Here is a 26,209-nt window from a genome sequence, read left to right as displayed (position 1 = left end):
GGGCCCGCAGGATCAGGCAGTGATGCCGTAGATCTTGAGCTTGCGGTACAGGCTGGAGCGGGCCATGCCGAGATGAGACGCGGCTGCCACCCGGTTGCCGCCGGCCTCGTGCAGCGCCGCGACGATGGCGTCGCGCTCAGCGGTCTCCAGTGGCGTCAACGCGTGCCGTGCCACCGTCTGGCAGTACCCGGGTAGGTCGGTGTCCTGGATCTCGCCCACCGGCCGGCGACGCAGCGCGTGCACCAGGGCCTCGCGGAGCTGGAAGATGTTGCGCGGCCAGGTGTATCGCGCGATGAGGCGCTGGGCGTCCGGGCTCAGGCGAACTTTGCGGTCGGGTGCCGCACCGCGCAGCAGCGCTGAGGTGATGGTCGGCAGATCATCGGTACGGCACCGCAGCGGGGGCACCGTGATCGACTCCTCGAAATGATGCAGCAGCTCGCGGAACGGCAGGTCTGCCGTCGACGACGAGTCCAGCCCGGTGGCCACCACCCAGGCCTGCCCGTCGAGGGCCTCCACAGCGGAGAAGTAGGCCTCCAAGCGTTCGACACCGTCGGTGCTGGCTTGGTCGATATCGCGGATGATGTGCAGGGTGGGCTCGCCTGGGCTGGCCAGCAGGGTACTCAAATCCGAAGGCGGATCATCGATTCCGAGCTGGGAGGCGTCCACCGAGATGCTGCGGCCACCGGGGTAGACGGAATGGAACAGCTCGGCGACCAAGGTGAACTTCCCGACTCCGGTCTCACCGACCACCAACGTGGCCTTGCCCTGTTGCAGGGCCGCGCGCAGCTCCGCGCAGGCCCGTACCCACGCCGGTGAGCTACCGCCGGCCAGGGAGTCACGCGAGCGGGACAAGCCACCGACGATCTGGGAGGTCTCGGGCGCGGCCATCGCGATCTGGGGGAGTTGCTGCTCGCTGAAATCGCCGGGCGACCCGTTCTTGCGGGTGGTCACCAGATCGGCGATCACCACCATCCCGGCCACCTCCGCACCGGCGAGGATCCGGGTGCCGCGGATGTGGACGAGTCGGTCCCCGCCCGGCATCGTCAAGGTGTCGCTGGCCCGGTCCTTCCTGGTCATCAGGAACGTTGCGTGCTCCCGAAGCAGCCGCTGTTCGGCGGCATCGAACAGCTGTTGGGCGGCGGTGTTGGCGATGAACACCGAGTCGCCGAAGGCGAACACCGCCTGGCGGTCCGACCGCGACGTCACCTTCAGATAGGTGTCGAACACCGCCCGCTGCGACTGGCTGCGATCCAGCAGGAGGTTGTGTCCGATGTCCTTGGCCGCGCTCTTGACCAGCGTGTGCATCAACGGGCTCCACGCCTGCGACAGCGTCGAAATGTCGAGCACACCTTCCACGCGCCCGGTGATCGGATCGATCACCGGAGCCCCGGTACAGGCAAACATGTGCAGGTTCTCGCAGAAATGCTCGGGCCCGACCACGCTGATCGGTTTGCCGGCCTCGAAGACGGTCCCGATGCCATTGGTGCCCATGGCGGACTCCGAGTAGTCGAACCCCGGCGCCAGGTGCACCCGGTCGAGCAGCCGGGCCACCGCCGGAGAGCTGTCGATGCGCTGCACCACCCGGGCCTTGCTGTCGGTCAGCGCGATCACCATCGGCAGATCGGCAGTGTCGACCTCCAACTGTTGGAGCACCGGCCGCGCGCAGCGGACCAGCAGCGAACCGGTGTTGATCTGATCGGTGAACGTGCCCTGCGGGTGGGATACGTCGACACCCGCGGCCTGACTGCGCCCCCACGACGCGGCGACGACATCGGACACCCCGGCTGCACCGGATTCACCGTATTCGAGAAAGTCCGCACGGGCAGCGGCCACTCGCAGTAGGCGGGCCGGACTGTTCGGCATGGGCGGCTCCTGGCTAGGTCACATCGGCATATCGCGATGTCTGATCCCAGTTTGAGGGAGAGCTGCGTCACAGCCAAGTCCCTGGTGTGTCCGAACTTGGGACGCCGGGCCGCCCTGAGACATCGGCAAGGTTATCGCCCAGCGGTGTGGTGCAGAGCACACGCACTCGGCAGGAGACGCACTTTCCATGAATGGAGCGGTATGGACACTCTGATCAACATCGACAACGGCGGGACGCTGACCGACATCTGCGTCTGGGACGGCAACGCCTTCACCTTCACCAAGACGTTGACCACCCCACACGATTTGTCGGAATGCCTGTTCACCGGCATCGAGAAGGCCTCGGCAGCGCTCTACGGTGACGCCGACATCACGCGGCTGCTGCATGCGACCGCGCATATCCGGTACTCCACGACGCAGGGCACCAATGCCCTGGTGGAACGTCGCGGGCCCATGATCGGCATCCTGACCACGATTGCCGGGCTGGCGGATGAGCTACAGCAGAGCGCCGCCGAGCGGAAGCTGTTCGACGGGCTGGTGGCCGAGCGCATCATGACCATCGACCCCGATTCCGATGAGGAGACCTTCGAGTTCGACGCGGTGCAACGGATCAACCGGCTCACCACACTCGGCGCCGCCCGGGTGGTGATCGCCGGTTCCAGCCCGGACGAGGAACGCCGGCTGCGGCACGTGTTGCTGCGCAAGTTCCCCCGGCAGCTCCTGGGATCGGTACCCCTGATCTACAGCTGGGAACTGGCCGGCGACCGCAACGACTCCCGCCGGGTGTGGTCGTGTGTGGTCAACGCGTTCCTGCATCCGACCATGGAACGGTTCCTCTACGGCGCCGAGCGGCGGCTACAGGCCTACAAGGTGATCAACCCGCTGCTGGTGTACCGCAACGACGGCGCTTCCTCTCGGGTGGCGAAATCGATCGCACTCAAGACATATTCGTCAGGTCCCCGGGGCGGGCTGGAAGGCACCGCGGCATTGGCCAAGGTCTACGGCCTCGGGCACGCCCTGATGATGGACATCGGGGGCACCACCACCGACATCGGTGTCGTCGAGAACGGTGCCGTGGCCGTCGCCGACCGCGGTGGCATCGAGGGAGTGCACATCTCCTACCCGATGAGCGATGTCTCCTCCGCGGGTGTGGGCGGCTCATCGGTGATCCAGGTCGTCGACGGAGCCATCACCGTCGGACCGAAGTCGGTGGGCGCGGCACCGGGACCCGCGTGCTTCGGGTTCGGTGGCAAGCAGGCCACCATCACCGACGTCAACCTGCTGCTGGGTGTCCTGGATCCGGACACCTATCTCGACGGCACGTTCACCCTCGATCCCAGCAGATCGCGTGCGGTGATCACCGAGACCGTCGCCGAGCCGCTCGGGATCTCGCTGGAAGAAGCGCTGATCCGCATGGAGCACGCCTACTTCCAGGCGTTGTCGGCAGCATTCGCGCCGCTGGTCCGCGAGGACACCACCCTGCTGGCGTTCGGCGGTGCCGGTCCGATGAGCGCCACCGGAGCGGCCCGCCTCGCCGGGGTGAAGCGGGTGCTGATCCCGCGCACCGCCGCAGTGTTCTCCGCCTTCGGGATCTCCTTCTCCGACATCGGCAAGACCTATGAGGTGATCGTCGCCGAACCCACCGCCGAGTCGGCACGCGAAACCTACGAGGCACTGCAGGCCCGCGCCGAGCGAGACATGTTCCAGGAAGGCTATGCCCTGGCCGACTGCCAGACCTCCTGGCAGCTGCTGGTGGAGGATGCCGAAGCCGGCGACGCCGGCGTCACCCGGCTCCCGTACACACCCGGTGACAGCGTCGACTACCCCAACAGTGTGGTGGCCCTGCAACTGACGGCGGCCGCTCCGCTGCCGCACCCGGAACTGACCTCCGACACCGCGACCGAAGAAACCGCCGCCGCGGCGATCGGCACGCGTGCGGTGCGCTCGGGCGCCGAACAGGTCGACGAAGTTCCGGTGCACGTCCTCGATCAGCTTCGCCCCGGTGACACCGGGGCGGGCCCGGCGATCGTCGAGGGTCCGTTCTTCACCACCCGGGTACTGCCGGGCTGGTCGTTCCACGTCACCCGCGCCGGCGATCTGCTGCTGGTCGACAACGGCTGAACATCCACCACATCTTCTTGAGAGAAAGGACACTCCGATGAGAGTCCCCATGACCGAATACCTCGTCATCGACCTGGACACCGAACGCTGGGTCTGCCGGGTGTGCGCCCACGACATGGGTTCCGCCCACGGGAACTACAAGCCGGGCACCCTGGTCTACGACCGGGATCCCCGCGAGATCCACCAGCCGATCATCGATCCGGACCGCTACGAGTACACCTTCAGTCCGGACCCGACCTACTGCCGCATCCTGGAGTACTACTGCCCGGGCTGCGCCACCCAGATCGAGTGCGAGTACCTGCCTCCGGGCCATCCGCCGAGCGTCGACATCATCATCGACGTCGCTGCGCTGCGCGCCCAATGGGAAGAGCGGGGTCAAGACGCCGAGAAGGTTCACAACTACGGCCCCGGCGAGGACGCGGCAAAGCACACCGCCGCGCTCAAGGCCATCGGCCACATCCACTGACATCCGACACACTCCTGGAGATCTGAAGACATGAAACGCATTTCAGTCGACATCGGTGGCACGTTCACCGACTGCTTCTTCGTCTGGGACGACATCTACGTCGATGCCAAGGCACTGACCACCCATCACAACCTCGCCATCGGTTTCAACGAGGCGCTCGACTTGGCCTGTAAGCGAGCCGATCTGGACCGCTCGACAGTGCTCTCCGAGGTGGACTCGGTGCGGTACGCCACCACGCTGGGCACCAACGCCCTCATCGAACGCAACGGGCCCAGGGTCGCGGCCATCGTGACCCACGGCTTCGAGGACACCATCCCGCTGTCTCGCGGACGTGGTTACGGCGAAGGCCTGGACTACGCGATGCAGCAGAACCTGCCCGCCGCCGAACGTCCGGAACCGCTGGTGCCCCGGGCGATGATCCGTTCGGTCAAGGAGCGGATCAACTCGGCCGGCAAGGTCGTCGCCAGACTGGATCCCGACGATGTGCGGGCCGTGGTGCGTGAACTCGTCGACGCCGGTGCCGAAGCGATCGTGGTGTCGCTGGTCAACGCCACCGAGAACCCGGACCACGAGCTGGCGATCCAGGAGATCATCCTCGACGAGTTCCCGCCGCATGAACTCGGCGCCATCCCGGTACTGCTCGGCCACCAGGTGTCCGGCCGCAAGGGCGAATACGTGCGCGCCACATCGACGATCATCGACGGCTACCTGCACGAGATCATGTTCCACGCCCTGGCACAGTTGTCGAGCAACCTGCGGGACTTCGGCTATGACCGGCCGATGCTGGTCATCCACAACTCCGGTGGCATGGCGCAGATGAACTCCACCGACGCACTCCAGACCATCCATTCCGGTCCGATTGCCGGTGTCGGTGCGGCCGAGCACCTTTCGAACGAAACCGGAATCGGGCACGTGATCGCGACCGATATGGGCGGCACCTCGTTCGATATCGGTCTGGTGCCCGAGGGCGGGGTCAAGCACTACGACTTCCTGCCGACGATCGACCGGTGGCTGGTCTCGGTGCCGATGGTGCACCTGGACACCCTCGGGGCCGGCGGCGGATCGATCGCCAGCTACGACCGCATCCACAACTCGGTGAAGATCGGCCCGAAGTCGGCCGGCTCCAACCCCGGCCCGGCCTGCTACGACCGTGGTGGCTTGCGCCCCACCGTCACCGACGCCGACCTGGTGCTGGGCTACCTCGATCCGGACAACTACGCCAACGGGTACATCAAGCTCAACCCGAAGCGATCGCTGTTTGCCATCGAAGAAGACCTGTGCGACCCCCTGGACATGGATCCGATCACCGTGGCGAAGGTGATCAAAGACGGGGTCGACGAGCAGATGGCGATCGGGATCGGCAAGGAGCTGCGGGTGCGCGGCTACCTGCCCGAGGACTTCACCATGCTGGCCTACGGCGGCAACGGCCCGCTGCACGCCTGTGGCGTCGCCCGGCACGCGGGAATCAAACGAGTTCTGGCACCGCCGTTTTCGTCGGTGTTCTCGGCCTGTGGGGCCGGCAACATGAAGCAGCTGCACTTCCACGAGCGTGGTGTGCACGTGACGATGTACAACTCGACCACCCGGGCCCTCTATGACGACTACGCGGAGTTCAACGCTGTGGTCGAGGAGCTGGAGGCACGCGGCCGCGAAGACCTCATCCGGCAGGGCTTTTCGGGTGAGGACGTCCGCTACCGTCTGGAACTCGACATGCGCTACGGCAACCAGTTGCTCACCCAGGCGGTCGCCCTCTCCGACATCCACCGGATCAACGGTGTCGGGGACGTCCTGGAGATCATCAAGACCTTCGGCGATGTCTACAGCCACCGGTTCGGGGCGGCCTCGGCTGCTCCCGAAGCGGGAATCCGCTGCAGCACCGTGCGGGTCGCCTCCTATGTCGACGGTGACGTGGTCAACTTCCAGTCTCTCGAGCACGGCGGCACCCGCACCGCTCCCGAGGCGGTGGGCAGTCGTAAAGCGCACTTCATCGGCATCGACGGTGCGCTCGATACCCCGGTGTTCGACCAGAACGCTCTCACCGATGACCGGGTGATCGCCGGACCGGCGATCGTCACCACCGAGAACACCACCTTCCTGGTCGAGCCGGGTTGGCGTCTGGAGCCGACGGCGCAGGGCGCCGTGTGGTTCCTGCAGGACTGACCGCAGCCGAAATCTACTGAAAGACAAAGACAATGACAGCAGTCAACGAACGTCCGGCCGCCGACCTCACCTCCGAGGAGCAGCAGTGGGTGGACAAGTTCATGGACGAGACCACCCTGTTCCTCGGACCGGATCCCGAGATCATGCGCAGCCACAGCATCTCGGAGCGGTCGCTGCACGAGGATGTTGCCATCGCCGCCGGGGTGGATCGGCTACAGGTGGAACGGATCCGCAAGCGGATCGCCGGCGCCCTCGACGAGGGCTACGAGATGTGCGAGGCACAGGGAGCGGCGCCCGGCGCCAAATGGGGTGACCTGACCACGGCGATCTACACCGCCAGCGGTGACGTGTCCTACCTGTCGTGCCACGGCGTCATCGCCTTCAGCGCGATTCTGCATCACCCGATCCGGTACATCATGAAGTACTGGAAGGATGAGCCCACCGTCGGCGTCAACGAGGGCGACGGGTTCATCCACAACGACGCGCGGTACGGCAACGTCCACAACACCGATCAGTCGATGATCATGCCGATCATGCGCGACGGCCAGATCATCGCCTGGGTGGCGGCCACCATTCACGAGGGCGAGAACGGTGCGTGTGAGCCGGGCGGGATGCCGTCGGGCTCGGAGACCCCCTTCGACGACGGACTGCGGATGAGCCCGTTCAAGATCGTCGAGCGGGGCGAGCTGCGCCGGGACCTCTTGACCTTCCTGCAGCATTCGGTGCGCGACCCCAAGCTGCAACTGGCCGACCTGAAGGTCAAGATCACCGCGGTGCGCAAGATCATGGAGCGCATCGACAAGGTGATCGACGAGGTGGGTGTCGACACCTTTGTTGCGGCGCTGCGCACCACCGTCGAGGACGTCGACGTCGAGGTGCGTCGCCGTATCGCCGAACTGCCGGACGGCACTTATCGTTTCGACCAGTTCATGGACAGTACTCTCAAAGAGAACATCCTGATCAAGCTCGCGTGCACCATCACCGTCAAGGGTGACAAGATGACCGTCGATCTTCGGGGGACCGGGCCGGAGATCCTGAACCGTGCCATCAATTCACCGCTGTGTTCGGTCAAATCGATGATGATGCAAGCCATCTTGGCGTTCTGGTGGCCTGACCTGCCGCGCTGCACGGCGGCGATGAGCTGCATCGAGATCATCTCCGACGAAGGCACTTGGGCGGATGCCTCCTACGATGCCCCGATGGGTCAGTCCCTGCAGGCGTCGTTCCGGGGATTCTCGGCCATGCAGGCCCTCTACAGCCGGATGTCGTTCTCCACGCCCAACAAGTACAGCAACGTGGTCGCCAACTGGTTCAACCAGATCAACACGTTCCTCTGGGGTGGGGTGACCCAGCACGGCGACATGGTGGGCAATCTCTGCGCGGACCTCAACGGAATGCCCGGTGGTGCCAAGCCGTTCCGTGACGGAGAGGATGCGATCTCCCCACTGTTCTGCGCGATGGCAGACACCGCCGAGCAGGAGGTGATGGAGGAGGAGGTGCCGTTCATGCAGCTCGTCGCCAAGCGCCTGGTTCGCGACAACATGGGATTCGGCAAGTTCACCGGCGGCATGGGCTACGAGATGATCGTGGCCGCGGAGGGAACCCCGCAGTGGGGATTCATGACCGTCACCTCGGGAGCCAAGTTCTCCTCGGTCTACGGCATGTACGGCGGCTACGGATGCGGGACGTACCCGCTGTCGATGGTCAAGGGCACCAACGTCTACGAGCATTTCCGGGCCGACAACAAGAAGTTCGACCTGTCCATCGAGAAGGTCATGAACGAGCGGCCGTTCCCGGACGGCCGGTACTCCACTTATCACATGGGGTTGCAGTTCGACATCGCCAAGGACGGCGAGCTCTACATGATCAGCCAGGGCGCCGGCGGCGGCTACGGCGATCCGTTGGAGCGGCTGCCGGAATCGGTGATCCGCGATGCCGAACTCGGCCGAATCAGCCAGAAGGTGGCCGAGGACGTCTTCGGGGTGCGTTACGACGCGGCCACCCTGCGGCTGGATGTGGCCGGCACCGAGGCGGCACGTGCGGCGGCGCGGCAGGATCGCCTCAAGCGCGGCAAGCCGTTTGACGAATTCTGCGCAGAGTTCGTCACGCCGGAACCGCCGCAGGACCTGGCCTACTACGGTTCGTGGGGCGCCTGGGCGCCGGGGGCCGAGGACATCACCGCAACCGTCTACACCATCGATGGCCCACAGCGAGTGAGCGCGCCGTTGGCCGAGTTGCCGATCGTGATGGTGCCGGATCGCCGCGAGGTCAAGATCGCCAAACTGGAGGCCCGGATCGCCGAACTCGAGCAGCGGCACGGCGAAACGGTTGCGCGCCTGACCTGACAGAGGTGGCGGTCTGTCCTCCTGGGGGTGGGGACAGACCGCCACCACATCTCTCGATCTCAAAGGAACTCTCATGAGTGTGAAATCGCTTGTCGCTGCAGCACCGAGCGGGCGCAGCAGGCCACTGTTGATCGACGACGCCGAGTACTCCACGACGGTGATCCGCCAGGGCGCACCGATCCCGTGGGCCGACACCACCTCGGTGGTCGGGCATTTCGGGCAGGTTCGCGGCTTGCTGGACCCGGACGCCCTGTGGGTGGATGCTCGCCGGTTGCACGCGGCCCACCACAGCCTGCGACCCGATCTGGTCACCGCGATGGGCGCCCGGACCCGAACGGGGTATCCGCTGCGGACGCTGTTGGGCGATGACGACCTGCTGGGCGCCACGGTGGAGACGCTGACGACATTGGCCACCACCTCGCGGCGAGAACTGGTGCTGGCCGTGCCGTCACCGGCGCAGTGGCTGGCCTGGGCCCACGATGTTGCGGGCAACCCCCTCGACGGCGTGGATGCCGATCGTGCCGACAGTGCCTCGATGTACATCGCCGAGTGGCTGGGCCGGTTGGGAGCGGTGCCGGTTGCGCTGGTGCTGATGGACGCGCGGGGGCAGGCCGCCGAGACGGCCGAGCTGCTGGAGTCCTACACCGCGATCGCCAATGTGGCCTCGCATTTCGGCTGGTCCCTGGCATTGCGGAACAACACCGGGATCGAGACGGCGCCCGGGGATCCGCAGATCGGTGTCATCGGCGACGACTATTGGACCGGCGAGGCCGATGTTCCCGCCGCTGACGTGCTGGTGACGACGATTCCGGGGACGGCAGCACCGGAGCAGGTGCTCGACCGGCTGGCGGCGCTGCGCTGAGCAGCGCCGGTTCGGCGGTCAGGCCACGTAGACCTTGCGCAGCGTCTCGGTGACGGTCCAGGTGGTCTGGGCGCCGGCGGCCAGACGGGCCATATCGCCGGGGCCGAGCACCAGGGTGGGGCTGCCGTCGGCGAATTCGACTGTGGCCGAACCGGACAGCACGATGAAGAGCTCTTCGACCTCGACATCGGTCATCACTCCGGGAGTCATCTCCCAGATGCCGAGTTCCAGGCCGTCGAAGTCGACAAGGGCCCGGGTGCCGGTGCTGGGGGCGCCGCTGACGGTCTGGTCGGCGGGCACGGGCTGGTGGGCCAGCTCGGTGGTGGCGGCATGGATGAGGGTGTTGGGCTGCACGCTCGAAACCTTGCCACGCCTGCGCGAGCGCACCCGTTTGTACACAAACTGCCGCGTGTCGGCGTACAGACGCGCGCGCTCGGCCGGGAGACATTACGGGTCTTGTGCGGCTGTTGAGAATTTGTAACAGTGGTGGGTATGACCGACACCCATGTCGTCACCAACCAGGTGCCGCCGCTGGAAAACCACAACCCCGCGACCTCCCCGGTGCTGACCGAAGCCGTCATCCGCGAAGGTGGGGGATGGGGGCTCGACGAGATCCACGAATTGGGGGCGCTCTCGGGCACTCGGCAGGCGCAACGCTGGGGTGAGCTCGCCGACCGCAACGTCCCGATCCTCCACACCCACGACCGCTACGGGCATCGCGTCGACGAGGTCGAATACGACCCGGCGTATCACGAGCTGATGACCGTCGCCGTCGGCCACGGCCTGCATGCCGCACCGTGGGCAGACGACCGCCGCGGATCCCACGTGGTCCGGGCCGCCAAGAACTCGGTGTGGACACCTGAGCCCGGGCACATCTGCCCGATCTCCATGACCTACGCGGTGGTCCCCGCGCTGCGGGCCAACCCCGAGCTGGCCGCGATCTACGAGCCGCTGCTGAGCAGCCGGGTCTACGACCCCGAACTGACGGTGCCGGCGGCCAAAGCCGGTATCACCGCGGGCATGTCGATGACCGAGAAGCAGGGCGGCTCGGATGTGCGTGCGGGCACCACGCAGGCGATTCGCAACGGTGACGGTACCTATTCGCTGACCGGGCACAAGTGGTTCACCTCGGCGCCGATGAGCGACGTCTTCTTGGTGCTGGCGCAGGCCCCCGATGGGCTGTCGTGCTTCTTCCTGCCCAGGGTGCTGCCCGACGGCACCCGCAACCGGATGGTCCTGCAGCGGCTCAAGGACAAGCTCGGCAACCACGCCAACGCCTCCAGCGAGGTCGAATACGACGGTGCCACCGCGTGGCTGGTGGGGGAGGAAGGGCGCGGGGTGGCGACCATCATCGAGATGGTCAACCTCACCCGGCTGGACTGCACGCTGGGCAGTGCCACCAGCATGCGCACCGGGCTCACCCGGGCGGTCCACCACGCACAGCACCGCAAGGCTTTTGGTGCGTACCTGATCGATCAGCCGTTGATGCGCAATGTCCTGGCAGACCTGGCAGTGGAAGCCGAGGCGGCGACCATCGTGGCGATGCGGATGGCGGGGGCCACCGACAACGCGGTCCGCGGCGACCATCGCGAAACCATGCTGCGGCGGATCGGGCTGGCGGCCAGCAAGTACTGGGTGTGCAAGCGGGCCACCGCCCACGCGGCCGAGTCCATGGAATGCCTGGGCGGTAACGGCTATGCCGAGGAGTCGGGAATGCCTCGGCTGTACCGGGAGGCGCCGCTGATGGGCATCTGGGAGGGTTCGGGCAATGTGAGTGCCCTCGACACGTTGCGGGCGATGGCAACTCGTCCCGAATGTGTGGAGGTCCTCTTCGACGAGCTGGACCTCTCCGCCGGCCAGGATCCCCGGCTCGACGCCCATGTCGGCGCGCTGCGACTGGTGCTCGGGGCCCAGGCGGACCTGGCCACCATCGAGTACCGGGCCCGCCGGATCGCCGAGGACATTTGTTTGGCGCTGCAGGGGTCGCTGCTGGTCCGGCACGGACACCCCGCCGTCGCCGAGGCGTTCCTGGCCACCCGGATGGACCGGCAGTGGGGCGGGGCTTACGGCACCCTGCCGACGGGCCTGGACCTGGCGCCCATCATCGAACGCGCGTTGGTCAAGGGATGACGCTGCCGCCCGCGGCCCGGCCAGTTCTCCCGCCGAGCAGACGCAAACTCGCGCCGAATCCGCCTCGAGAGCCCGGGTTTGCGTCTGCTCGCCGGAAAAGGGCGACCCACCGCGGCCAGGTGCGCGATGGCCATGGCCGCCGGGTGTCGGGCGAATGAGCCGGCAACCGGTCCGGATGACGGCCAGGTCGGTGGTGCTGTCGGTGTTGCTGGGTGCACATCCGGCGTGGGCGACGGCCGCCGAACTGATCCGGCTCACCGAGGATTTTGGTATCAACGAGAACGCGTTGCGAGTGGCGTTGACGCGAATGGTGGGCACCGGAGACCTGGTCCGTTCGGCCGACGGCTACCGGCTTTCGGATCGACTCCTGCTGCGGCAGCGCCGTCAGGACGAGGCTCTGAGCCCGAAGCTGCGGACCTGGGACGGCACCTGGACGACGCTGGTGATCACCAGCGTCGGTATCGACGCGCGGGCCCGGGCTTCTCTGCGGAAGGCGTTGCAGCAAGCCAGATTCGGTGAACTCCGTGAGGGTGTGTGGCTACGCCCGGACAATCTGGCGTTCGAGCTGCCCGACGAGATCGTCGCGCGGGTGCGGGTGCTCACCAGTGTTGATGCCGCTCCGGCGGACCTGGTTGCGGCACTGTGGGATCTGCCGGCCTGGAATGCCGCCGGCCGCCGGCTGCTCGACGAGATGGCCGCTGCCGACGGGGTTCCGGGCCGATTCGTCGCGGCGGCCGCCGCGGTGCGGCTCCTGTCGACCGACCCGCTGTTGCCGGAAGAGCTTCTGCCACCCGGCTGGCCGGGCGGGGAACTGCGCGCCGGATACCAAGAATTTGCGGCCGAGCTGACCGGTCGTCGGGATCACGCCGAAGTGGAGGCCTCATGAGCGGTGGTGTGCGCGTCGAGCGCAGCGGACCGGTGACCACGGTGATCATGAACCGGCCCTCGGCCCGCAACGCCGTCAACGGCCCCGCGGCCGCCGAACTGCACGCTGCGTTCGACGATTTCGACAACGACAGCTCCGCGTCGGTGGCGGTGCTCTGGGGTGACAATGGCACATTCTGCGCCGGCGCCGACCTCAAGGCATTCGGCACCCCGGAGGCCAACCAGGTGCATCGCAGCGGCCCCGGCCCGATGGGGCCGACGCGCCTGGTCTTGTCCAAACCGGTGATTGCCGCTGTCAGTGGATATGCCGTCGCCGGCGGGCTGGAGCTGGCGCTCTGGTGCGATATGCGGGTGGTCGAAGAGGACGCGGTGTTCGGGGTGTTCTGCCGGCGCTGGGGGGTACCGCTGATCGACGGGGGCACGGTCCGGCTGCCACGGTTGATCGGGCACAGCCGGGCCATGGATCTGATCCTGACCGGTCGGCCCGTCGATGCGCCGGAGGCGTTGCGGATCGGATTGGCCAATCGGGTGGTGGGCAAGGGTCAGGCCCGCGACGAGGCCGAGCGGCTGGCCGCCGACCTCGCTGCGCTTCCCCAACAGTGTCTGCGCGCCGACCGGCTCTCGGCGGTGCAGCAGTGGGGGATGCCCGAAAAAGAAGCCATGGAGCTCGAATTCGGCAGCATCGCCCGAGTCAAGGACGAGTCATTCTCCGGAGCCAGACGGTTCGCCGATGGGGCGGGACGCCACGGCGCGACGGCCCAGTGAGCGGAGCAGGAGAATCAGCCTTTTTCGATCTTGTTACCTGAACCGAGATTGTCCACCTTCGGATCGCCGTCGGCGTAGGTCACGGAGTTGTTGATCCCGACCACCGACAGGCTGTTGTCGACGGTGTCGAAGGCGATTCGGTTGTCGGCGCCGCCGATGTTGACCGACGCGCAGGTCCCGGTCACGGTCAAGGTGTTGTTGGAGCCGCCGACGTTGAGCGATTTACCGTCGGCGCAGTCGATTTCGGCAGTGGTGCCGAAGGAACCGTAGTTGATGGTGTTACCGACCTCGACTTGTGCGCCCGAGGTTCCGGCTGTCGCGGTGGGGCTGGCGGTGTCCGAGCTTTCCGACCCGCAACCGGCCAGCGCCGTTACGCCGATCGCTGCGGCGAGCAGGACTGTGGCATGTCGCCGGAACATGATTCCTCGATTCCTGGAGGTGCGGTGCCCGTCAGGCGGGGACGCGGGCGATGCGATTGGTCATCCCCAGTTCCCGTCCTCGATCGATGAGCGCCGGTGCACCGGTTTTGAAAAATGCGGTCTGTTCGAACCCGTAAACGGTGATGTCATTGACCACGTTATCCGCGACGACGGTGTTGTACGACCCCTGCATCGTCACCGCCCAGCAGTTGCCCAGTGCCGTGATCGTGTTGTTGAAGCCGTTGACGAACAGCACCGAGTCGTTGCAGTCCACTGTCGTGGTGACGCCGACGCCGGTGACGTGGGTGTCGCCGTTCTTGGCGCTCGCCGTCGGCGCGCCCACGACGCAGGCGGCAGCGAGCAACGTGGACCCGGTCAGCGCACCCCACTTCGACATCGTCTTCATCGACAGTCCTTTCGCCGGCATCCCGTATGTGCGGTTGAGACTACGTCTACCGCAACTGTCACTGAGGCAGTTCGAATCACCGTGTTCGGTGGGCTCGCCCGAATCAGCGTCGATCAGTACGGTGATGGGCGGTGAACAGGTGCGTGGTGGTGCTGGCAGTTGCCGCAGGTATTGCGGTGACTGGGTGCTCGCATACCGTCGACGGGTCTGCCGAGCGGGCGCAGCCGCAGGCCGACGATGCCGGCCGCAATTTCGGTTACATCGACGACAGCTGCGGCCGACTGACCGACTCGACCGTCCGGGACACCATCGAGGCCGATGAAGTGGTTCGTCCGTACAGCGGCGCCGTCTGTCAGTACGTGCTGTCCCGGGGGGACTCCACCATCGACGCCACCTTCTCCTGGTTCGACACCGGCACCGTCGACCGCGAACGTGAGGTGGCGCAGGCGCGCGGGGCCGAGATCACCGACACCGTGATCCAGCGATATCCGACCTTCTTGGCCCGCACCTCGATCACCGGGGCGGGGTGCTCGGCGACGGCTTCGGCCAACCCGGGTGTGCTCAGTTGGTGGGTTCAGTATCGCGCTGAGCAGGTCGGCGACCCGTGTGCGGACGCCGAGAAACTGCTGGCCGCCACCCTGTCGTCGGAGATGTGATGGCCTTCGGGCGGAATGCGGCGGCCGGGCTGGCCGTCCTGGTGTTGACGCTCACCGGCTGCGGGTCGCCGACGGAACCGGCGCCGTCGGGGGAGTCCACCGCGCCGGTGGACGGGTTCCACAGCGGGCCGTGCAACCTGGTCACCGACGACGAGGTGGAGGAAGCGGCGGGGACCGCCATCTTCCGAAAGGTGCTCAGCTCCGACACCGGGTGTTTCTGGCAGGAGGACACCATGCTGGGCTCGGTCGGCGCAGGTATGGGCATCTCCACCTGGTGGTACCGCGGCAGTGATCTGGACCTCGAACGACAGCTCGAGCGCGATGCCGGCCGGACCATCACCGAACTGGAGATGAGCGGAAACCAGGGGTTCCAGGCAGAGGACGTCAACGCGTGCAGCATCTACGTCGACAAGGGCAATGACGTCATCGCGTGGTCCATCCAGACACTGAACCCGGCCAGCCTGGCTGACCTGTGCGGTATCACCGCAGAGCTGGCGCAACTGTCGCAGGACCGTGTCAACTAGAGTCCTTCGCTGACCGAACTATTCGGTCCGGACACACTGGGGGCAATCGGATGGCATCACGGCCCGACCCGTCTCAGACGGGAACTCGGGCGCGCACCGGTGCTCGGCCCACCAAGCTCAGCCGCGACATCATCGTCAACGCCGCGCTGAGCTTCCTGGACCGCGAGGGTTGGGACGCGCTGACGATCAATGCGCTGGCCAATCACCTCGGCACCAAGGGGCCGTCGCTGTACAACCATGTCCACAGCCTCGAAGATCTGCGCCGTACGGTGCGGATGCGGGTGATCGGCGACATCATCGGGATGCTCAACAATGTGGGCGAAGGCCGGGTGCGCGAGGATGCGGTACTGGCGATGGCCGGGGCCTACCGCAGTTACGCCCACCACCATCCGGGCCGGTATTCCGCCTTCACCCGGATGCCGTTCGGTGACGACGACCCCGAGTACTCGGCGGCCACCAAGGACGCCGCGGCTCCGGTGATCAACGTCCTGATCTCCTATGGTCTCCGGGGGGAGGACGCCTACTACGCGGCGCTGGAGTTCTGGTCGGCGCTGCACGGGTTTGTGCTGTTGGAGATGACGGGCGTGATGGATGACATCGACACCGACGCGGTGTTCTCCGACATGGTCCTGCGCCTGACAACCGGGCTGGAGCGCCGTACGTGAGTGCCTTAGTTGGCTGGTAAAACCGCCGGTCGGTTGACCTGCGGGAAGAGTCGCGCCGATGGGTTCCATCGCGGTTTTGTCACCATGGCCGCCCCTGGTATCGTGGGAGCTCGTGCCTGGCCCGGTTGGGCGCATGCCGCCTTTTTCGACGGTCGGTGTGCGCGCACGCCAGGCCAATTCGCATGTCTTCAGGCATCGAGGTGTCGCCGACGAGAATCGGCCGTCTACTCGAGCCGACCATGTGCGACACGCCCGATCGCGGGGTGCGTAGAACGGGCAAAACTGCAGTACAGAGACTTAAAGAGCGCGCAAGCGCGACAACTGAAACACACCAAGTAAGACAGCACTACATAGGAAGCCGGTACATGCCAACCATTCAGCAGCTGGTCCGCAAGGGTCGCACCGATAAGGTCGCGAAGGTGAAGACCGCGGCCCTCAAGGGCAGCCCGCAGCGCCGCGGCGTGTGCACCCGCGTGTACACGACCACCCCGAAGAAGCCGAACTCGGCGCTTCGTAAGGTTGCGCGCGTGAAGCTGACCACCGGCGTCGAGGTCACCGCTTACATCCCCGGCGAAGGCCACAACCTGCAGGAGCACTCGATGGTGCTGGTGCGCGGCGGTCGTGTGAAGGACTTGCCGGGTGTGCGTTACAAGATCATTCGCGGCTCGCTGGATACCCAGGGCGTCAAGAACCGCAAGCAGGCCCGCAGCCGTTACGGCGCGAAGAAGGAGAAGAGCTAATGCCGCGCAAAGGTCCGGCGCCTAAGCGCCCGTTGGTCAACGATCCGGTCTACGGTTCGCAGCTGGTGACCCAGCTGGTCAACAAAGTCCTGCTGGACGGGAAGAAATCGCTGGCTGAGCGCATTGTTTATGGTGCGCTCGAGCAGGCTCGCGAAAAGACCGGTACCGATCCGGTCGTGACGCTGAAGCGCGCGATGGACAACGTCAAGCCGGCTCTCGAGGTCCGCAGCCGTCGTGTCGGTGGCGCCACCTACCAGGTGCCCGTCGAGGTGCGCCCCGAGCGTTCCACCACCCTGGCACTGCGGTGGCTGGTCAGCTTCTCCAAGCAGCGTCGTGAAAAGACCATGGTGGAGCGCTTGGCCAACGAGCTCCTCGACGCCAGCAATGGGTTGGGTGCGGCTGTCAAGCGCCGCGAGGACGTCCACAAGATGGCCGAAGCGAACCGGGCCTTCGCGCACTATCGCTGGTGATTGCGGTCCGCGGTGGCTTCCCGTGGATTCGGGAAGCCGCTTACCGGCGATGCGCAGCGACGCGGGTCGCCGAGCGTGAGAACACACTTCATCTAGCAAGCGAAAGAGTGGGAATTTAGCCGTGGCACAGGACGTGCTGACTGACCTGAGCAAGGTCCGCAACATTGGCATCATGGCGCACATCGACGCCGGTAAGACGACGACGACTGAGCGGATCCTCTACTACACCGGGGTCAACTACAAGATCGGCGAGACTCACGACGGCGCCTCCACCACCGACTGGATGGAGCAGGAGCAGGAACGTGGGATCACAATCACCTCGGCGGCGGTGACCTGCTTCTGGAACAACACCCAGATCAACATCATCGACACGCCTGGTCACGTCGACTTCACCGTTGAGGTGGAGCGGTCGCTGCGGGTGCTCGATGGTGCTGTTGCCGTGTTCGACGGCAAAGAAGGCGTGGAGCCGCAGTCCGAGCAGGTCTGGCGTCAGGCCGACAAGTACGACGTCCCGCGTATCTGCTTTGTCAACAAGATGGACAAGCTGGGCGCCGACTTCTACTTCTCGGTTCGCACCATGGAAGAGCGCCTCGGTGCCCGCGCGATCCCGATCCAGCTGCCGATCGGCGCGGAGAACGACTTCGAGGGCATCATCGATCTGGTCGAGATGAACGCCAAGGTGTGGCGCGGCGAGACCAAGCTCGGTGAGAGCTATGAGACCGTCGAGATTCCCGCTGATCTCCAGGAGAGGGCTGCGGAGTACCGCACCAAGCTGCTCGAGACCGTCGCCGAGACCGATGAGGCGCTGCTCGAGAAGTACTTCGGTGGCGAAGACCTCTCCGTCGAGGAGATCAAGGGCGCGATCCGCAAGCTGACCGTCAACTCCGAGATCTACCCGGTGCTGTGCGGCAGCGCGTTCAAGAACAAGGGCGTGCAGCCCATGCTCGACGCGGTTGTCGACTACCTGCCCACGCCGCTTGACGTCTCGGCTGCCGAAGGCCACGTGCCCGGCAAGGAGGACGAGGTCATCACCCGTCGTCCGGCCATCGACGAGCCGTTCTCGGCGCTGGCGTTCAAGGTCGCCACGCACCCGTTCTTCGGCAAGCTGACCTACGTCCGGGTGTACTCGGGCAAGGTTGACTCCGGTGCCCAGGTCGTCAACGCGACCAAGGGCAAGAAGGAGCGCCTGGGCAAGCTGTTCCAGATGCACGCCAACAAGGAAAACCCGGTGGAGACCGCCTCGGCGGGTCACATCTACGCCGTGATCGGCCTGAAGGACACCACGACGGGTGACACCCTGAGTGATCCGAGCAAGCAGATCGTGCTGGAGTCGATGACGTTCCCGGATCCGGTCATCGAAGTGGCCATCGAGCCCAAGACCAAGAGCGACCAGGAGAAGCTGTCGCTGGCGATCCAGAAGCTCGCCGAAGAAGACCCGACGTTCAAGGTGCACCAGGACTCCGAGACCGGCCAGACCGTCATCGGCGGTATGGGCGAGCTCCACCTCGACATCCTCGTTGATCGCATGCGTCGCGAATTCAAGGTCGAAGCCAACGTCGGCAAGCCGCAGGTGGCCTACAAAGAGACCATCAAGCGTGCCGTCGAGAAGGTCGAATTCACCCACAAGAAGCAGACCGGTGGCTCCGGCCAGTTCGCGAAGGTCCTCATCGCCATCGAGCCGTTTGTCGGCGAAGACGGTGCGACCTACGAATTCGAGAACAAGGTCACCGGTGGACGTATCCCGCGTGAGTACATCCCGTCGGTGGATGCCGGTGCGCAGGACGCCATGCAGTACGGCGTGCTTGCCGGCTACCCCTTGGTGAACCTGAAGGTGATCCTGCTCGACGGCGCTTACCACGACGTCGACTCCTCGGAAATGGCCTTCAAGATCGCCGGTTCGCAGGTACTGAAGAAGGCTGCCGCGCAAGCGCAGCCGGTCATCCTCGAACCCGTCATGGCCGTCGAAGTCACCACCCCGGAGGATTACATGGGTGAAGTGATCGGCGACCTGAACTCCCGCCGTGGTCAGATCCAGGCCATGGAGGAGCGCAGCGGTGCGCGTGTCGTCAAGGCGCAGGTGCCGCTGTCGGAGATGTTCGGCTATGTCGGCGACCTCCGGTCGAAGACCCAGGGCCGGGCGAACTACTCCATGGTGTTCGACTCCTACGCCGAAGTTCCGGCCAACGTGTCGAAGGAAATCATCGCGAAGGCGACCGGAGAATAATCTCCGGTTCCCTTGCGGGACCACGCAACTGAATACCGAATCACTGCCAAACACATCTGCTTTAGAAAGCACCGACAAGTCCAGGAGGACAAGAAGTGGCGAAGGCGAAGTTCGAGCGGACGAAGCCGCACGTCAACATCGGGACCATTGGTCACGTTGACCACGGCAAGACCACGCTGACTGCAGCAATCACCAAGGTTCTGCACGATAAGTACCCGGAGTTGAACGAGTCGCGCGCATTCGACCAGATCGACAATGCGCCCGAGGAGCGTCAGCGCGGTATCACGATCAACATCTCCCACGTGGAGTACCAGACCGAGAAGCGTCACTACGCCCACGTGGACGCCCCCGGTCACGCTGACTACATCAAGAACATGATCACCGGTGCCGCCCAGATGGACGGCGCGATCCTGGTGGTTGCCGCCACTGACGGTCCGATGCCGCAGACCCGTGAGCACGTGCTGCTCGCTCGCCAGGTCGGCGTGCCTTACATCTTGGTCGCGCTGAACAAGTCGGACGCAGTGGACGACGAGGAGCTCATCGAGCTCGTCGAGATGGAGGTCCGCGAACTGCTGGCCGCCCAGGACTTCGACGAAGAAGCCCCGGTCATCCGCGTCTCCGCGCTGAAGGCGCTCGAGGGCGACCCGCAGTGGGTCAAGTCCGTCGAGGACCTGATGGATGCGGTCGACGAGTCGATCCCGGATCCGGTTCGCGAGACCGAGAAGCCGTTCCTGATGCCCGTCGAGGACGTCTTCACGATCACCGGTCGTGGCACCGTCGTCACCGGTCGCGTCGAGCGTGGCGTGATCAACGTGAACGAGGAAGTCGAGATCGTCGGTATCAAGACGACCACGACGAAGACCACGGTCACCGGTGTCGAGATGTTCCGCAAGCTGCTGGACCAGGGTCAGGCCGGCGACAACGTTGGTCTGCTGGTTCGTGGTGTGAAGCGTGAAGATGTCGAGCGTGGCCAGGTTGTGGTCAAGCCCGGCACCACCACCCCGCACACCGAGTTCGAGGGCAGCGTCTACATCCTGTCCAAGGACGAAGGCGGCCGCCACACGCCGTTCTTCAACAACTACCGCCCGCAGTTCTACTTCCGTACCACGGACGTGACCGGCGTGGTGACCCTGCCCGAGGGCACCGAGATGGTGATGCCCGGTGACAACACCGACATCTCCGTCAAGCTGATCCAGCCCGTCGCCATGGATGACGGCCTGCGCTTCGCGATCCGCGAGGGTGGCCGTACCGTCGGCGCCGGCCGCGTTACCAAGATCCTGAAGTGATCTAGCTCTACCGCTGAAGCGGCGCTCACCCGAAAGGGTGGGCGCCGCTTTTGTTTTGGGTGCAATCCCGTAGCTGTCGGCGCCTGCGGGTTGCGCCCCCTCCGTCGAACAACAAACAGTTCCAGCAAACAACGGCAACGGCAGCAGTAGCAGCACCGGGTAGCTCCTGCCGCGCGTGAACCAGCCGGGCTGCCGCGACGCAGCTGCATGTCGGCCTGAAACCGGAAGCCGCCGCGGATGACAGCCGTCGAATCCGCTGCGGGGGAGAAGCGTTACGCTGCGCCTGGGCTGACACTGGCTCAGGAAGGGGCCAGGCGATGTTGTGGCGTTACCTGAAGGCGCAGATCTGGGTGTTGTTGTGCGGCGGCCTGGTTGGCCCGATCTTCCTGACGGTGTACTTCGCCGCCGGCAAAGACCCGTTGATGAAGTGGATGTTCTGGGTCGGCTTGGTGGTGACCGCCATCGACGTGCTGCTGGCACTGCTGTGGGCCGGTTACGGAGCCAGGGCAGCGGCCCGGTCGCAATACCTGGAACAACGCGGGGTTCTGGGCACCGCGCGTGTCATCGGCAGGCACGAGACCGGCACCGAAATCAACGGGCAGCCACTGATCAAGCTGGACCTGCGCATCGAGGGTCCCGGATTTGCGCCATTCACCGCGGAGGACCAGGTGATCGCCTCCGTACCTCGGCTGCCGTCGATCACCGGCGGTAACCTCGTGGTGCTTGTGGACCCGGACACCCAGAGATTCGAAATCGACTGGAACCGAGCCGCATTGGTCAACGGAGTGACGCCTGCGCAGTTCATCCTGGATGAGGATGGCAGCACCTATGACCTGACCGGTCAGGCCGGGCCGTTGATGGAGATCATGCAGGCTCTCAAGTCCAATAACGTGCCGTTGACGGGGACCATCGACATTCGTTCCAACCCGGTGTTACGCCAGCAGGTGATGAACATCGTTCGCCGGGCCACGACCGGACCGGTATCGCCGGAACCGGCGCCGTCGTACCGGCCTGCGGCGCCCGCCCCGTCGACCGCGGCCCGACTTCAGGAGCTCGAGACATTGCGGGCCACCGGTGTGATCACCGAGGCCGAGTACCGGACGAAGCGGGAGCGGATCATCGCCGAGCTGTAACACCGACGGGCCACCGACGATGAACCAGGCAACGTCCGTGTGGTGTGAAGGGTTGTCGGATCTTGGGATTTTCTCGGTTTGTCACGGTGGTGGGCACAGCCGCCCTGGTGGGCGCAGCCGCCGTGGTGGGTGGGCCGGCCGGCTCTGCGGGAGCAGCGCCTGGCTGCCCCGACCTGCACTGGATCGGCGCCGCCGGTTCCGGTGAACGCGGCTCGGAAACCGCGGCGAACGGCGGTATGGGCCGGGTGATGTATCAGTCCTACCTGGCGTTCCGGCAGCAGGCGGTCCGCAACGGACAGACCGTCACCGCTGAGGCGGTCAGCTACCCGGCCGCGGAGGTTCCGCTCGATGGCGGCATCCGGGCATGGGCGGGTTTCATCGGTAGCGTCGACCAGGGCACCGGCGCCCTGGCCAACCAGTACGCCAACTTCGTGCAGCAGTGCCCGTCGACCAAGGTGGTGCTCGCGGGCTATTCGCAGGGCGCCATGGTGGTACACCGGAATCTGCAGGCACTCGAGGCCAGCCCGAACCTGTCCACCGCGTTGCTGATCGCCGACGGTGACCGGCGCCCCGACAATCCCACTCTGAACCTCGGTACGGCGGCCGGTATCCCCGGTGAGCGTCTTGGTGTCGCGCAGGACTGGCCGATCCTGGCACATGCGCCGGCGCCGTTGAGCCCGGCCATCGGGAGCCGCACCATCAGCGTCTGCGACTACGGCGACGCCGTGTGCGATTACGACCCCGATGCCGACGAGATCACCGACCAGGCGGTTGCCATCCACACCAGTTATGCCGATGGCAGCTACAACTGGGTGTCGCCGCTCTACCAGCTGGCCAGCATGGCTCCGGCGCCGGCTGTGGTGCCGGCGGCTCCGATGCCCGCCAGCGGAGCCTGAACCGGCCCGGCGCCGGCGGGCTTGCCGTGCGAGCGGAGTTCCCGGCGTGTGATTGTTAGAACACGTTCCAGTTCTACTGCTAGCGTGGTCCCGTACCGCGTGAGCGCGCGGCTTTGTACGTGACACGCCGGTGGGCGACGTACAGACACGCGCGCTCGCGCTGAGATGTGTAGGTGGGAAGGGACGGGGCACATGGCCGCTGGTGGACAGGTCGAGGGACCGCTGGGGGGTCGGGTGGCCTTCGTGACCGGGGCGGCACGTGGCCAGGGCCGCGCGCATGCGGTCCGGCTCGCCGGCGACGGCGCCGACATCATCGCGATCGATATCTGCGGCCCCATCTCCGACTCCATCACCTATCCGCCGGCGACATCCGAGGAGCTGGCCGAGACCGTCCGCCAGGTCGAGGCGACGGGTCGTAAGGTGCTGGCCCGCGAGGTCGACGTCCGTGATCTGGCCGCCCAGCAGCAAGTGGTCGCCGACGGCATCGAACAGTTCGGCCGTCTCGACATCGTGGTGGCCAACGCCGGCGTGCTCAGCTGGGGTCGGATGTTCGAGATGTCAGAAGAGCAGTGGGACAGTGTTATCGAGACCAACCTGTCCGGAACCTGGCGCACTGTGCGGGCTGCGGTGCCCGCCATGATCGCTGCCGGCAACGGCGGGTCGATCATCGTGGTGAGCTCGTCGGCGGGCCTGAAGGCCACCCCGGGCAACGGCCACTACTCGGCCTCCAAACACGGCTTGGTCGCCATCACCAACGCGCTGGCTCTCGAGGTGGGGGAGTTCGGGATCCGGGTCAACTCCATCCACCCGTACTCGATCGACACACCGATGGTGGAGCGCGAAGCGATGATGCAGGTCTTCGGGAAACACCCGAGCTACCTGCACAGCTTTGCGCCGATGCCGCTGCACCGGGTCGATCAGGCGGGCAAGGCCGGCCTACAGGAGTTCATGGCCCCCGAAGAGGTGTCGAATGTGGTGGCCTGGCTGGCCTCCGACGAGTCGATGGCGATCTCCGGTTCGCAGATCGCCGTCGACCGCGGTGTCATGAAGTACTAGCTTCGGCCAGTGTTGCGGCGAACTGGTCTACTGCCCAGTCGATTTCGTCTCCGGTGATCACCAGCGGTGGCGCAAACCGCAGTGTCGAGCCGTGGGTGTCCTTGACCAGGACGCCGCGTCGCGCGAGCCGGTGACTGAGATGCCTGCCGGTACCCAGCGCCGGGTCGATGTCCACTCCGGCCCACAATCCGAGGCCACGCACCGCAATCACGCCGCGCCCCATGAGGCCGGCGAGCCGGCGGTGCAGGTGCCGGCCCAGTTCTGTTGAGCGCTGCTGGAACTCGCCGGTTTGCAGCAGCTCGACGACAGCGGTGCCCACCGCGGCGGCCAGCGGATTGCCGCCGAATGTGGAGCCGTGTTCGCCCGGGTGTAAGACACCGAGGATGTCGGCGTCGGCGACCACCGCGGACATCGGCAGCACACCGCCGCCGAGGGCCTTGCCGAGCAGGTACACATCGGGCACCACATCCCAGTGATCACAGGCGAAGGTGCGTCCGGTACGGGCCAGGCCGGATTGGATCTCGTCGGCGATCATCAGCACATTGCGTTCGGTGCAGATCTGCCGCACCCGCGGTAAGTAGTCGTCGGGCGGGACGATGATGCCGGCCTCACCCTGAATGGGCTCGAGCAGCACCGCAACGGTGTTGTCGTCGATGGCGGCGGCGACGGCGTCGGCGGCACCGAAGGGCACCGCCCGGAAACCCGGGGTGAACGGGGCGAATCCGCCACGGGCCGACTCGTCGGAGGAGAAGCTCACGATGCTGATGGTGCGGCCGTGGAAGTTGTTCTCCGCCACCACGATATTGGCCAGCCCCACCGGAACACCTTTGACGTCGGTACCCCATTTGCGGGCCACCTTGATACCGCTTTCGACGGCTTCGGCGCCGCTGTTCATCGGCAACACCAGGTCCTTGCCGCACAGCTGGGCCAGGCCCGCGCAGAACGGCCCCAGGCGGTCGGAATGAAAGGCGCGGCTGACCAGGGTGACGCGGTCGAGTTGAGCGTGCGCCGCAGCGACGATCCCCGGGTGCCGGTGTCCGAAGTTCACCGCGGAATAGGCCGCCAGGCAATCGAGATAGCGGCGACCGTCGACATCGGTGATCCAGGCGCCTTCGGCGTTGGCCGCGACCACCGGCAATGGGGCGTAGTTGTGCGCGGTGTGTGCCGACTCCACAGCGATGGCGGCGTCGGCGGCGTCCGAGGCGGTGGGCACGGTGTCAACGATCGTCACGGTAGATCTCCAATGTGGCGCATTTGACGGAACCGCCGCCCTTGAGCAGTTCGGACAGATCCACGCCGATCGGCTCGAAGCCGCCGGCCCGGAGTTGTTCGGTTAATCCCGCCGCGGCCGCAGGCAACACCACGTGCTTACCGTCGGAGACGACGTTGAGGCCCAGGACGTAGGCGTCGGCGCTGGTGACCTCGATCGCCGTCGGGAACAGGCGCATCAGGGTGACGCGCGCGGCCTCGGTGAACGCCGGCGGATAGTAGGCGATCGTGTTGTCGTCCAGCACCGCCAGCGCCGTGTCCAGGTGGTAGAACCGCGGATCGGTGAGTTCCAGGGTGACCACCGGCATCCCGGTCAGCTGCGCCACTTCGGCGTGTGCGGCAGCGTCGGTGCGAAAACCGGTTCCCGCCAGGATCATCGAGCCGACGACCAGTAGATCGCCCTGACCTTCGTTGAGATGCTCGGTGAACTGCGGCCGGTAGCCGGCGGCGGACATCCACTCGGCGTAGGCGGCCGCCTCACCGGCGCGCTCGGGGTGTCTGAAGCGGGCGACGATCGCGGTGTCGCCGACGATCAGTCCGCCGTTGGCGGCGTACACCATGTCCGGCAGCCCGGGCTCGGGTGGCACCAGGTCGACGGTGTGGCCGAGGCTCAGGTAGGTCTGGCGCAGGGTGTTCCATTGGGAGAGCGCCAGGTGGGTGTCGACGGGCGTGGAGGTGTCCATCCACGGATTGATGGCGTATTCGACGGAAAAGTGGGTGGGCGCGGTCATGACGTAGCGGCGAACGGTGGCTGTTCGTGGTGCTGATTCCGGTGTCCGATCGGGGGCGGTGACATCAGAGATCGACATGAGCCGAGGATATTTTTGTCTGGCGGCGCAATCAATCTCTACCTGTTGCGTATCGACGT

General features: G+C 65.8%; 24 protein-coding genes. 18 read left to right on the top strand and 6 right to left on the bottom strand.

Going from position 1 to position 26,209, the window contains the following annotated elements:
* Window positions 1-12 precede the first annotated feature (12 nt).
* The gene (locus WBB07_RS00205) at window positions 13-1,863 is read right to left on the bottom strand and encodes a sigma-54-dependent Fis family transcriptional regulator (RefSeq protein ID WP_526303639.1); all 1,851 of its coding nucleotides are present in this window, start codon (window positions 1,861-1,863) and stop codon (window positions 13-15) included.
* Window positions 1,864-2,064: 201 nt separating this feature from the next.
* Between WBB07_RS00205 and WBB07_RS00200 the strand changes: the two genes are divergently transcribed.
* From WBB07_RS00200 to WBB07_RS00180, 5 genes are all read left to right on the top strand, one after another.
* Complete coding sequence (locus WBB07_RS00200; protein ID WP_526303637.1) at window positions 2,065-3,984, top strand: hydantoinase/oxoprolinase family protein; 1,920 nt, start codon at window positions 2,065-2,067, stop codon at window positions 3,982-3,984.
* A 37-nt stretch (window positions 3,985-4,021) separates the two neighbouring features.
* Window positions 4,022-4,450, top strand: a complete 429-nt coding sequence (locus WBB07_RS00195) for an acetone carboxylase subunit gamma (protein WP_526303635.1) — start codon at window positions 4,022-4,024, stop codon at window positions 4,448-4,450.
* 30 nt (window positions 4,451-4,480) lie between these two features.
* Window positions 4,481-6,610, top strand: coding sequence for a hydantoinase/oxoprolinase family protein (locus WBB07_RS00190; protein WP_526303633.1), 2,130 nt, complete (start codon window positions 4,481-4,483; stop codon window positions 6,608-6,610).
* A gap of 32 nt (window positions 6,611-6,642) precedes the next feature.
* Window positions 6,643-8,955 carry a hydantoinase B/oxoprolinase family protein gene (locus tag WBB07_RS00185; RefSeq protein WP_526303631.1) on the top strand — a complete coding sequence of 771 codons (2,313 nt, stop codon included), beginning with the start codon at window positions 6,643-6,645 and terminating at the stop codon, window positions 8,953-8,955.
* Window positions 8,956-9,028: 73 nt separating this feature from the next.
* A complete protein-coding gene (locus WBB07_RS00180; protein WP_526303629.1) occupies window positions 9,029-9,817 on the top strand; it encodes a hypothetical protein in 789 nt (262 codons plus the stop codon).
* A gap of 18 nt (window positions 9,818-9,835) precedes the next feature.
* Here the strand turns inward: WBB07_RS00180 and WBB07_RS00175 are convergent, their stop codons facing one another.
* Window positions 9,836-10,171 carry a cupin domain-containing protein gene (locus WBB07_RS00175; protein ID WP_526303627.1) on the bottom strand — a complete coding sequence of 112 codons (336 nt, stop codon included), beginning with the start codon at window positions 10,169-10,171 and terminating at the stop codon, window positions 9,836-9,838.
* Between the two features lie 138 nt (window positions 10,172-10,309).
* Here WBB07_RS00175 and WBB07_RS00170 point away from each other — a divergent pair, with 138 nt between their 5' ends.
* From WBB07_RS00170 to WBB07_RS00160, 3 genes are all read left to right on the top strand, one after another.
* The gene (locus WBB07_RS00170; RefSeq protein WP_526303625.1) at window positions 10,310-11,947 is read left to right on the top strand and encodes an acyl-CoA dehydrogenase family protein; all 1,638 of its coding nucleotides are present in this window, start codon (window positions 10,310-10,312) and stop codon (window positions 11,945-11,947) included.
* Between the two features lie 154 nt (window positions 11,948-12,101).
* A complete protein-coding gene (locus tag WBB07_RS00165) occupies window positions 12,102-12,833 on the top strand; it encodes a PaaX family transcriptional regulator C-terminal domain-containing protein (protein ID WP_526303623.1) in 732 nt (243 codons plus the stop codon).
* The gene (locus WBB07_RS00160; RefSeq protein WP_526303621.1) at window positions 12,830-13,597 is read left to right on the top strand and encodes a crotonase/enoyl-CoA hydratase family protein; all 768 of its coding nucleotides are present in this window, start codon (window positions 12,830-12,832) and stop codon (window positions 13,595-13,597) included. The genes WBB07_RS00165 and WBB07_RS00160 overlap by 4 nt, the downstream gene beginning before the upstream one ends.
* A 14-nt stretch (window positions 13,598-13,611) precedes the next feature.
* Here the strand turns inward: WBB07_RS00160 and WBB07_RS00155 are convergent, their stop codons facing one another.
* Both WBB07_RS00155 and WBB07_RS00150 read right to left on the bottom strand, forming a co-directional pair.
* Window positions 13,612-14,016 (bottom strand): DUF3060 domain-containing protein, encoded by a 405-nt coding sequence (locus WBB07_RS00155; protein WP_526303619.1) that lies wholly within the window; start codon window positions 14,014-14,016, stop codon window positions 13,612-13,614.
* A gap of 31 nt (window positions 14,017-14,047) precedes the next feature.
* Window positions 14,048-14,422 carry a DUF3060 domain-containing protein gene (locus tag WBB07_RS00150; protein WP_526303617.1) on the bottom strand — a complete coding sequence of 125 codons (375 nt, stop codon included), beginning with the start codon at window positions 14,420-14,422 and terminating at the stop codon, window positions 14,048-14,050.
* Window positions 14,423-14,553: 131 nt separating this feature from the next.
* On the opposite strand from WBB07_RS00150, the gene WBB07_RS00145 reads away from it, so the two are divergent.
* The 10 genes from WBB07_RS00145 (at window position 14,554) to WBB07_RS00100 (ending at window position 24,072) form a co-directional block, all read left to right on the top strand.
* Entirely contained in the window at window positions 14,554-15,078 is a 525-nt protein-coding gene (locus WBB07_RS00145; protein WP_526303615.1) for a DUF3558 family protein, read from the top strand.
* The gene (locus WBB07_RS00140) at window positions 15,078-15,602 is read left to right on the top strand and encodes a DUF3558 family protein (RefSeq protein WP_526303613.1); all 525 of its coding nucleotides are present in this window, start codon (window positions 15,078-15,080) and stop codon (window positions 15,600-15,602) included. Before WBB07_RS00145 ends, WBB07_RS00140 begins: the two co-directional genes overlap by 1 nt.
* A 50-nt stretch (window positions 15,603-15,652) precedes the next feature.
* The gene (locus WBB07_RS00135; RefSeq protein WP_526303611.1) at window positions 15,653-16,267 is read left to right on the top strand and encodes a TetR/AcrR family transcriptional regulator; all 615 of its coding nucleotides are present in this window, start codon (window positions 15,653-15,655) and stop codon (window positions 16,265-16,267) included.
* A 365-nt stretch (window positions 16,268-16,632) separates the two neighbouring features.
* Window positions 16,633-17,007, top strand: a complete 375-nt coding sequence (rpsL, locus tag WBB07_RS00130; protein WP_036343468.1) for a 30S ribosomal protein S12 — start codon at window positions 16,633-16,635, stop codon at window positions 17,005-17,007.
* Window positions 17,007-17,477: a 30S ribosomal protein S7 gene (gene rpsG, locus WBB07_RS00125; RefSeq protein WP_099037227.1), complete on the top strand. Its 471-nt coding sequence runs from the start codon at window positions 17,007-17,009 to the stop codon at window positions 17,475-17,477. The genes rpsL and rpsG overlap by 1 nt, the downstream gene beginning before the upstream one ends.
* A 121-nt stretch (window positions 17,478-17,598) precedes the next feature.
* Entirely contained in the window at window positions 17,599-19,701 is a 2,103-nt protein-coding gene (gene fusA / locus WBB07_RS00120) for an elongation factor G (protein WP_526303609.1), read from the top strand.
* Window positions 19,702-19,796: 95 nt separating this feature from the next.
* Window positions 19,797-20,987, top strand: coding sequence for an elongation factor Tu (tuf, locus tag WBB07_RS00115; protein ID WP_526303607.1), 1,191 nt, complete (start codon window positions 19,797-19,799; stop codon window positions 20,985-20,987).
* 317 nt (window positions 20,988-21,304) lie between these two features.
* Window positions 21,305-22,120: an SHOCT domain-containing protein gene (locus tag WBB07_RS00110; protein ID WP_526303605.1), complete on the top strand. Its 816-nt coding sequence runs from the start codon at window positions 21,305-21,307 to the stop codon at window positions 22,118-22,120.
* Window positions 22,121-22,179: 59 nt separating this feature from the next.
* Window positions 22,180-23,016: a cutinase family protein gene (locus WBB07_RS00105; RefSeq protein WP_526303685.1), complete on the top strand. Its 837-nt coding sequence runs from the start codon at window positions 22,180-22,182 to the stop codon at window positions 23,014-23,016.
* A 192-nt stretch (window positions 23,017-23,208) separates the two neighbouring features.
* A complete protein-coding gene (locus WBB07_RS00100; RefSeq protein WP_526303604.1) occupies window positions 23,209-24,072 on the top strand; it encodes a mycofactocin-coupled SDR family oxidoreductase in 864 nt (287 codons plus the stop codon).
* On the opposite strand, the gene rocD is transcribed toward WBB07_RS00100, so the two are convergent.
* Together rocD and ddaH are read right to left on the bottom strand one after the other, a co-directional pair.
* On the bottom strand, window positions 24,059-25,303 hold the full coding sequence (gene rocD, locus WBB07_RS00095; protein WP_526303602.1) for an ornithine--oxo-acid transaminase: 1,245 nt from the start codon (window positions 25,301-25,303) through the stop codon (window positions 24,059-24,061). The two genes, WBB07_RS00100 and rocD, sit on opposite strands and share 14 nt — an antisense overlap.
* Entirely contained in the window at window positions 25,290-26,150 is an 861-nt protein-coding gene (gene ddaH / locus WBB07_RS00090) for a dimethylargininase (RefSeq protein WP_526303600.1), read from the bottom strand. Before ddaH ends, rocD begins: the two co-directional genes overlap by 14 nt.
* Window positions 26,151-26,209: the final 59 nt, after the last annotated feature.

This window comes from Mycobacterium sp. (genome assembly GCF_049647605.1).
Lineage (GTDB): Bacteria > Actinomycetota > Actinomycetes > Mycobacteriales > Mycobacteriaceae > Mycobacterium.
This window is presented reverse-complemented; position numbering and strand designations above follow the sequence as displayed.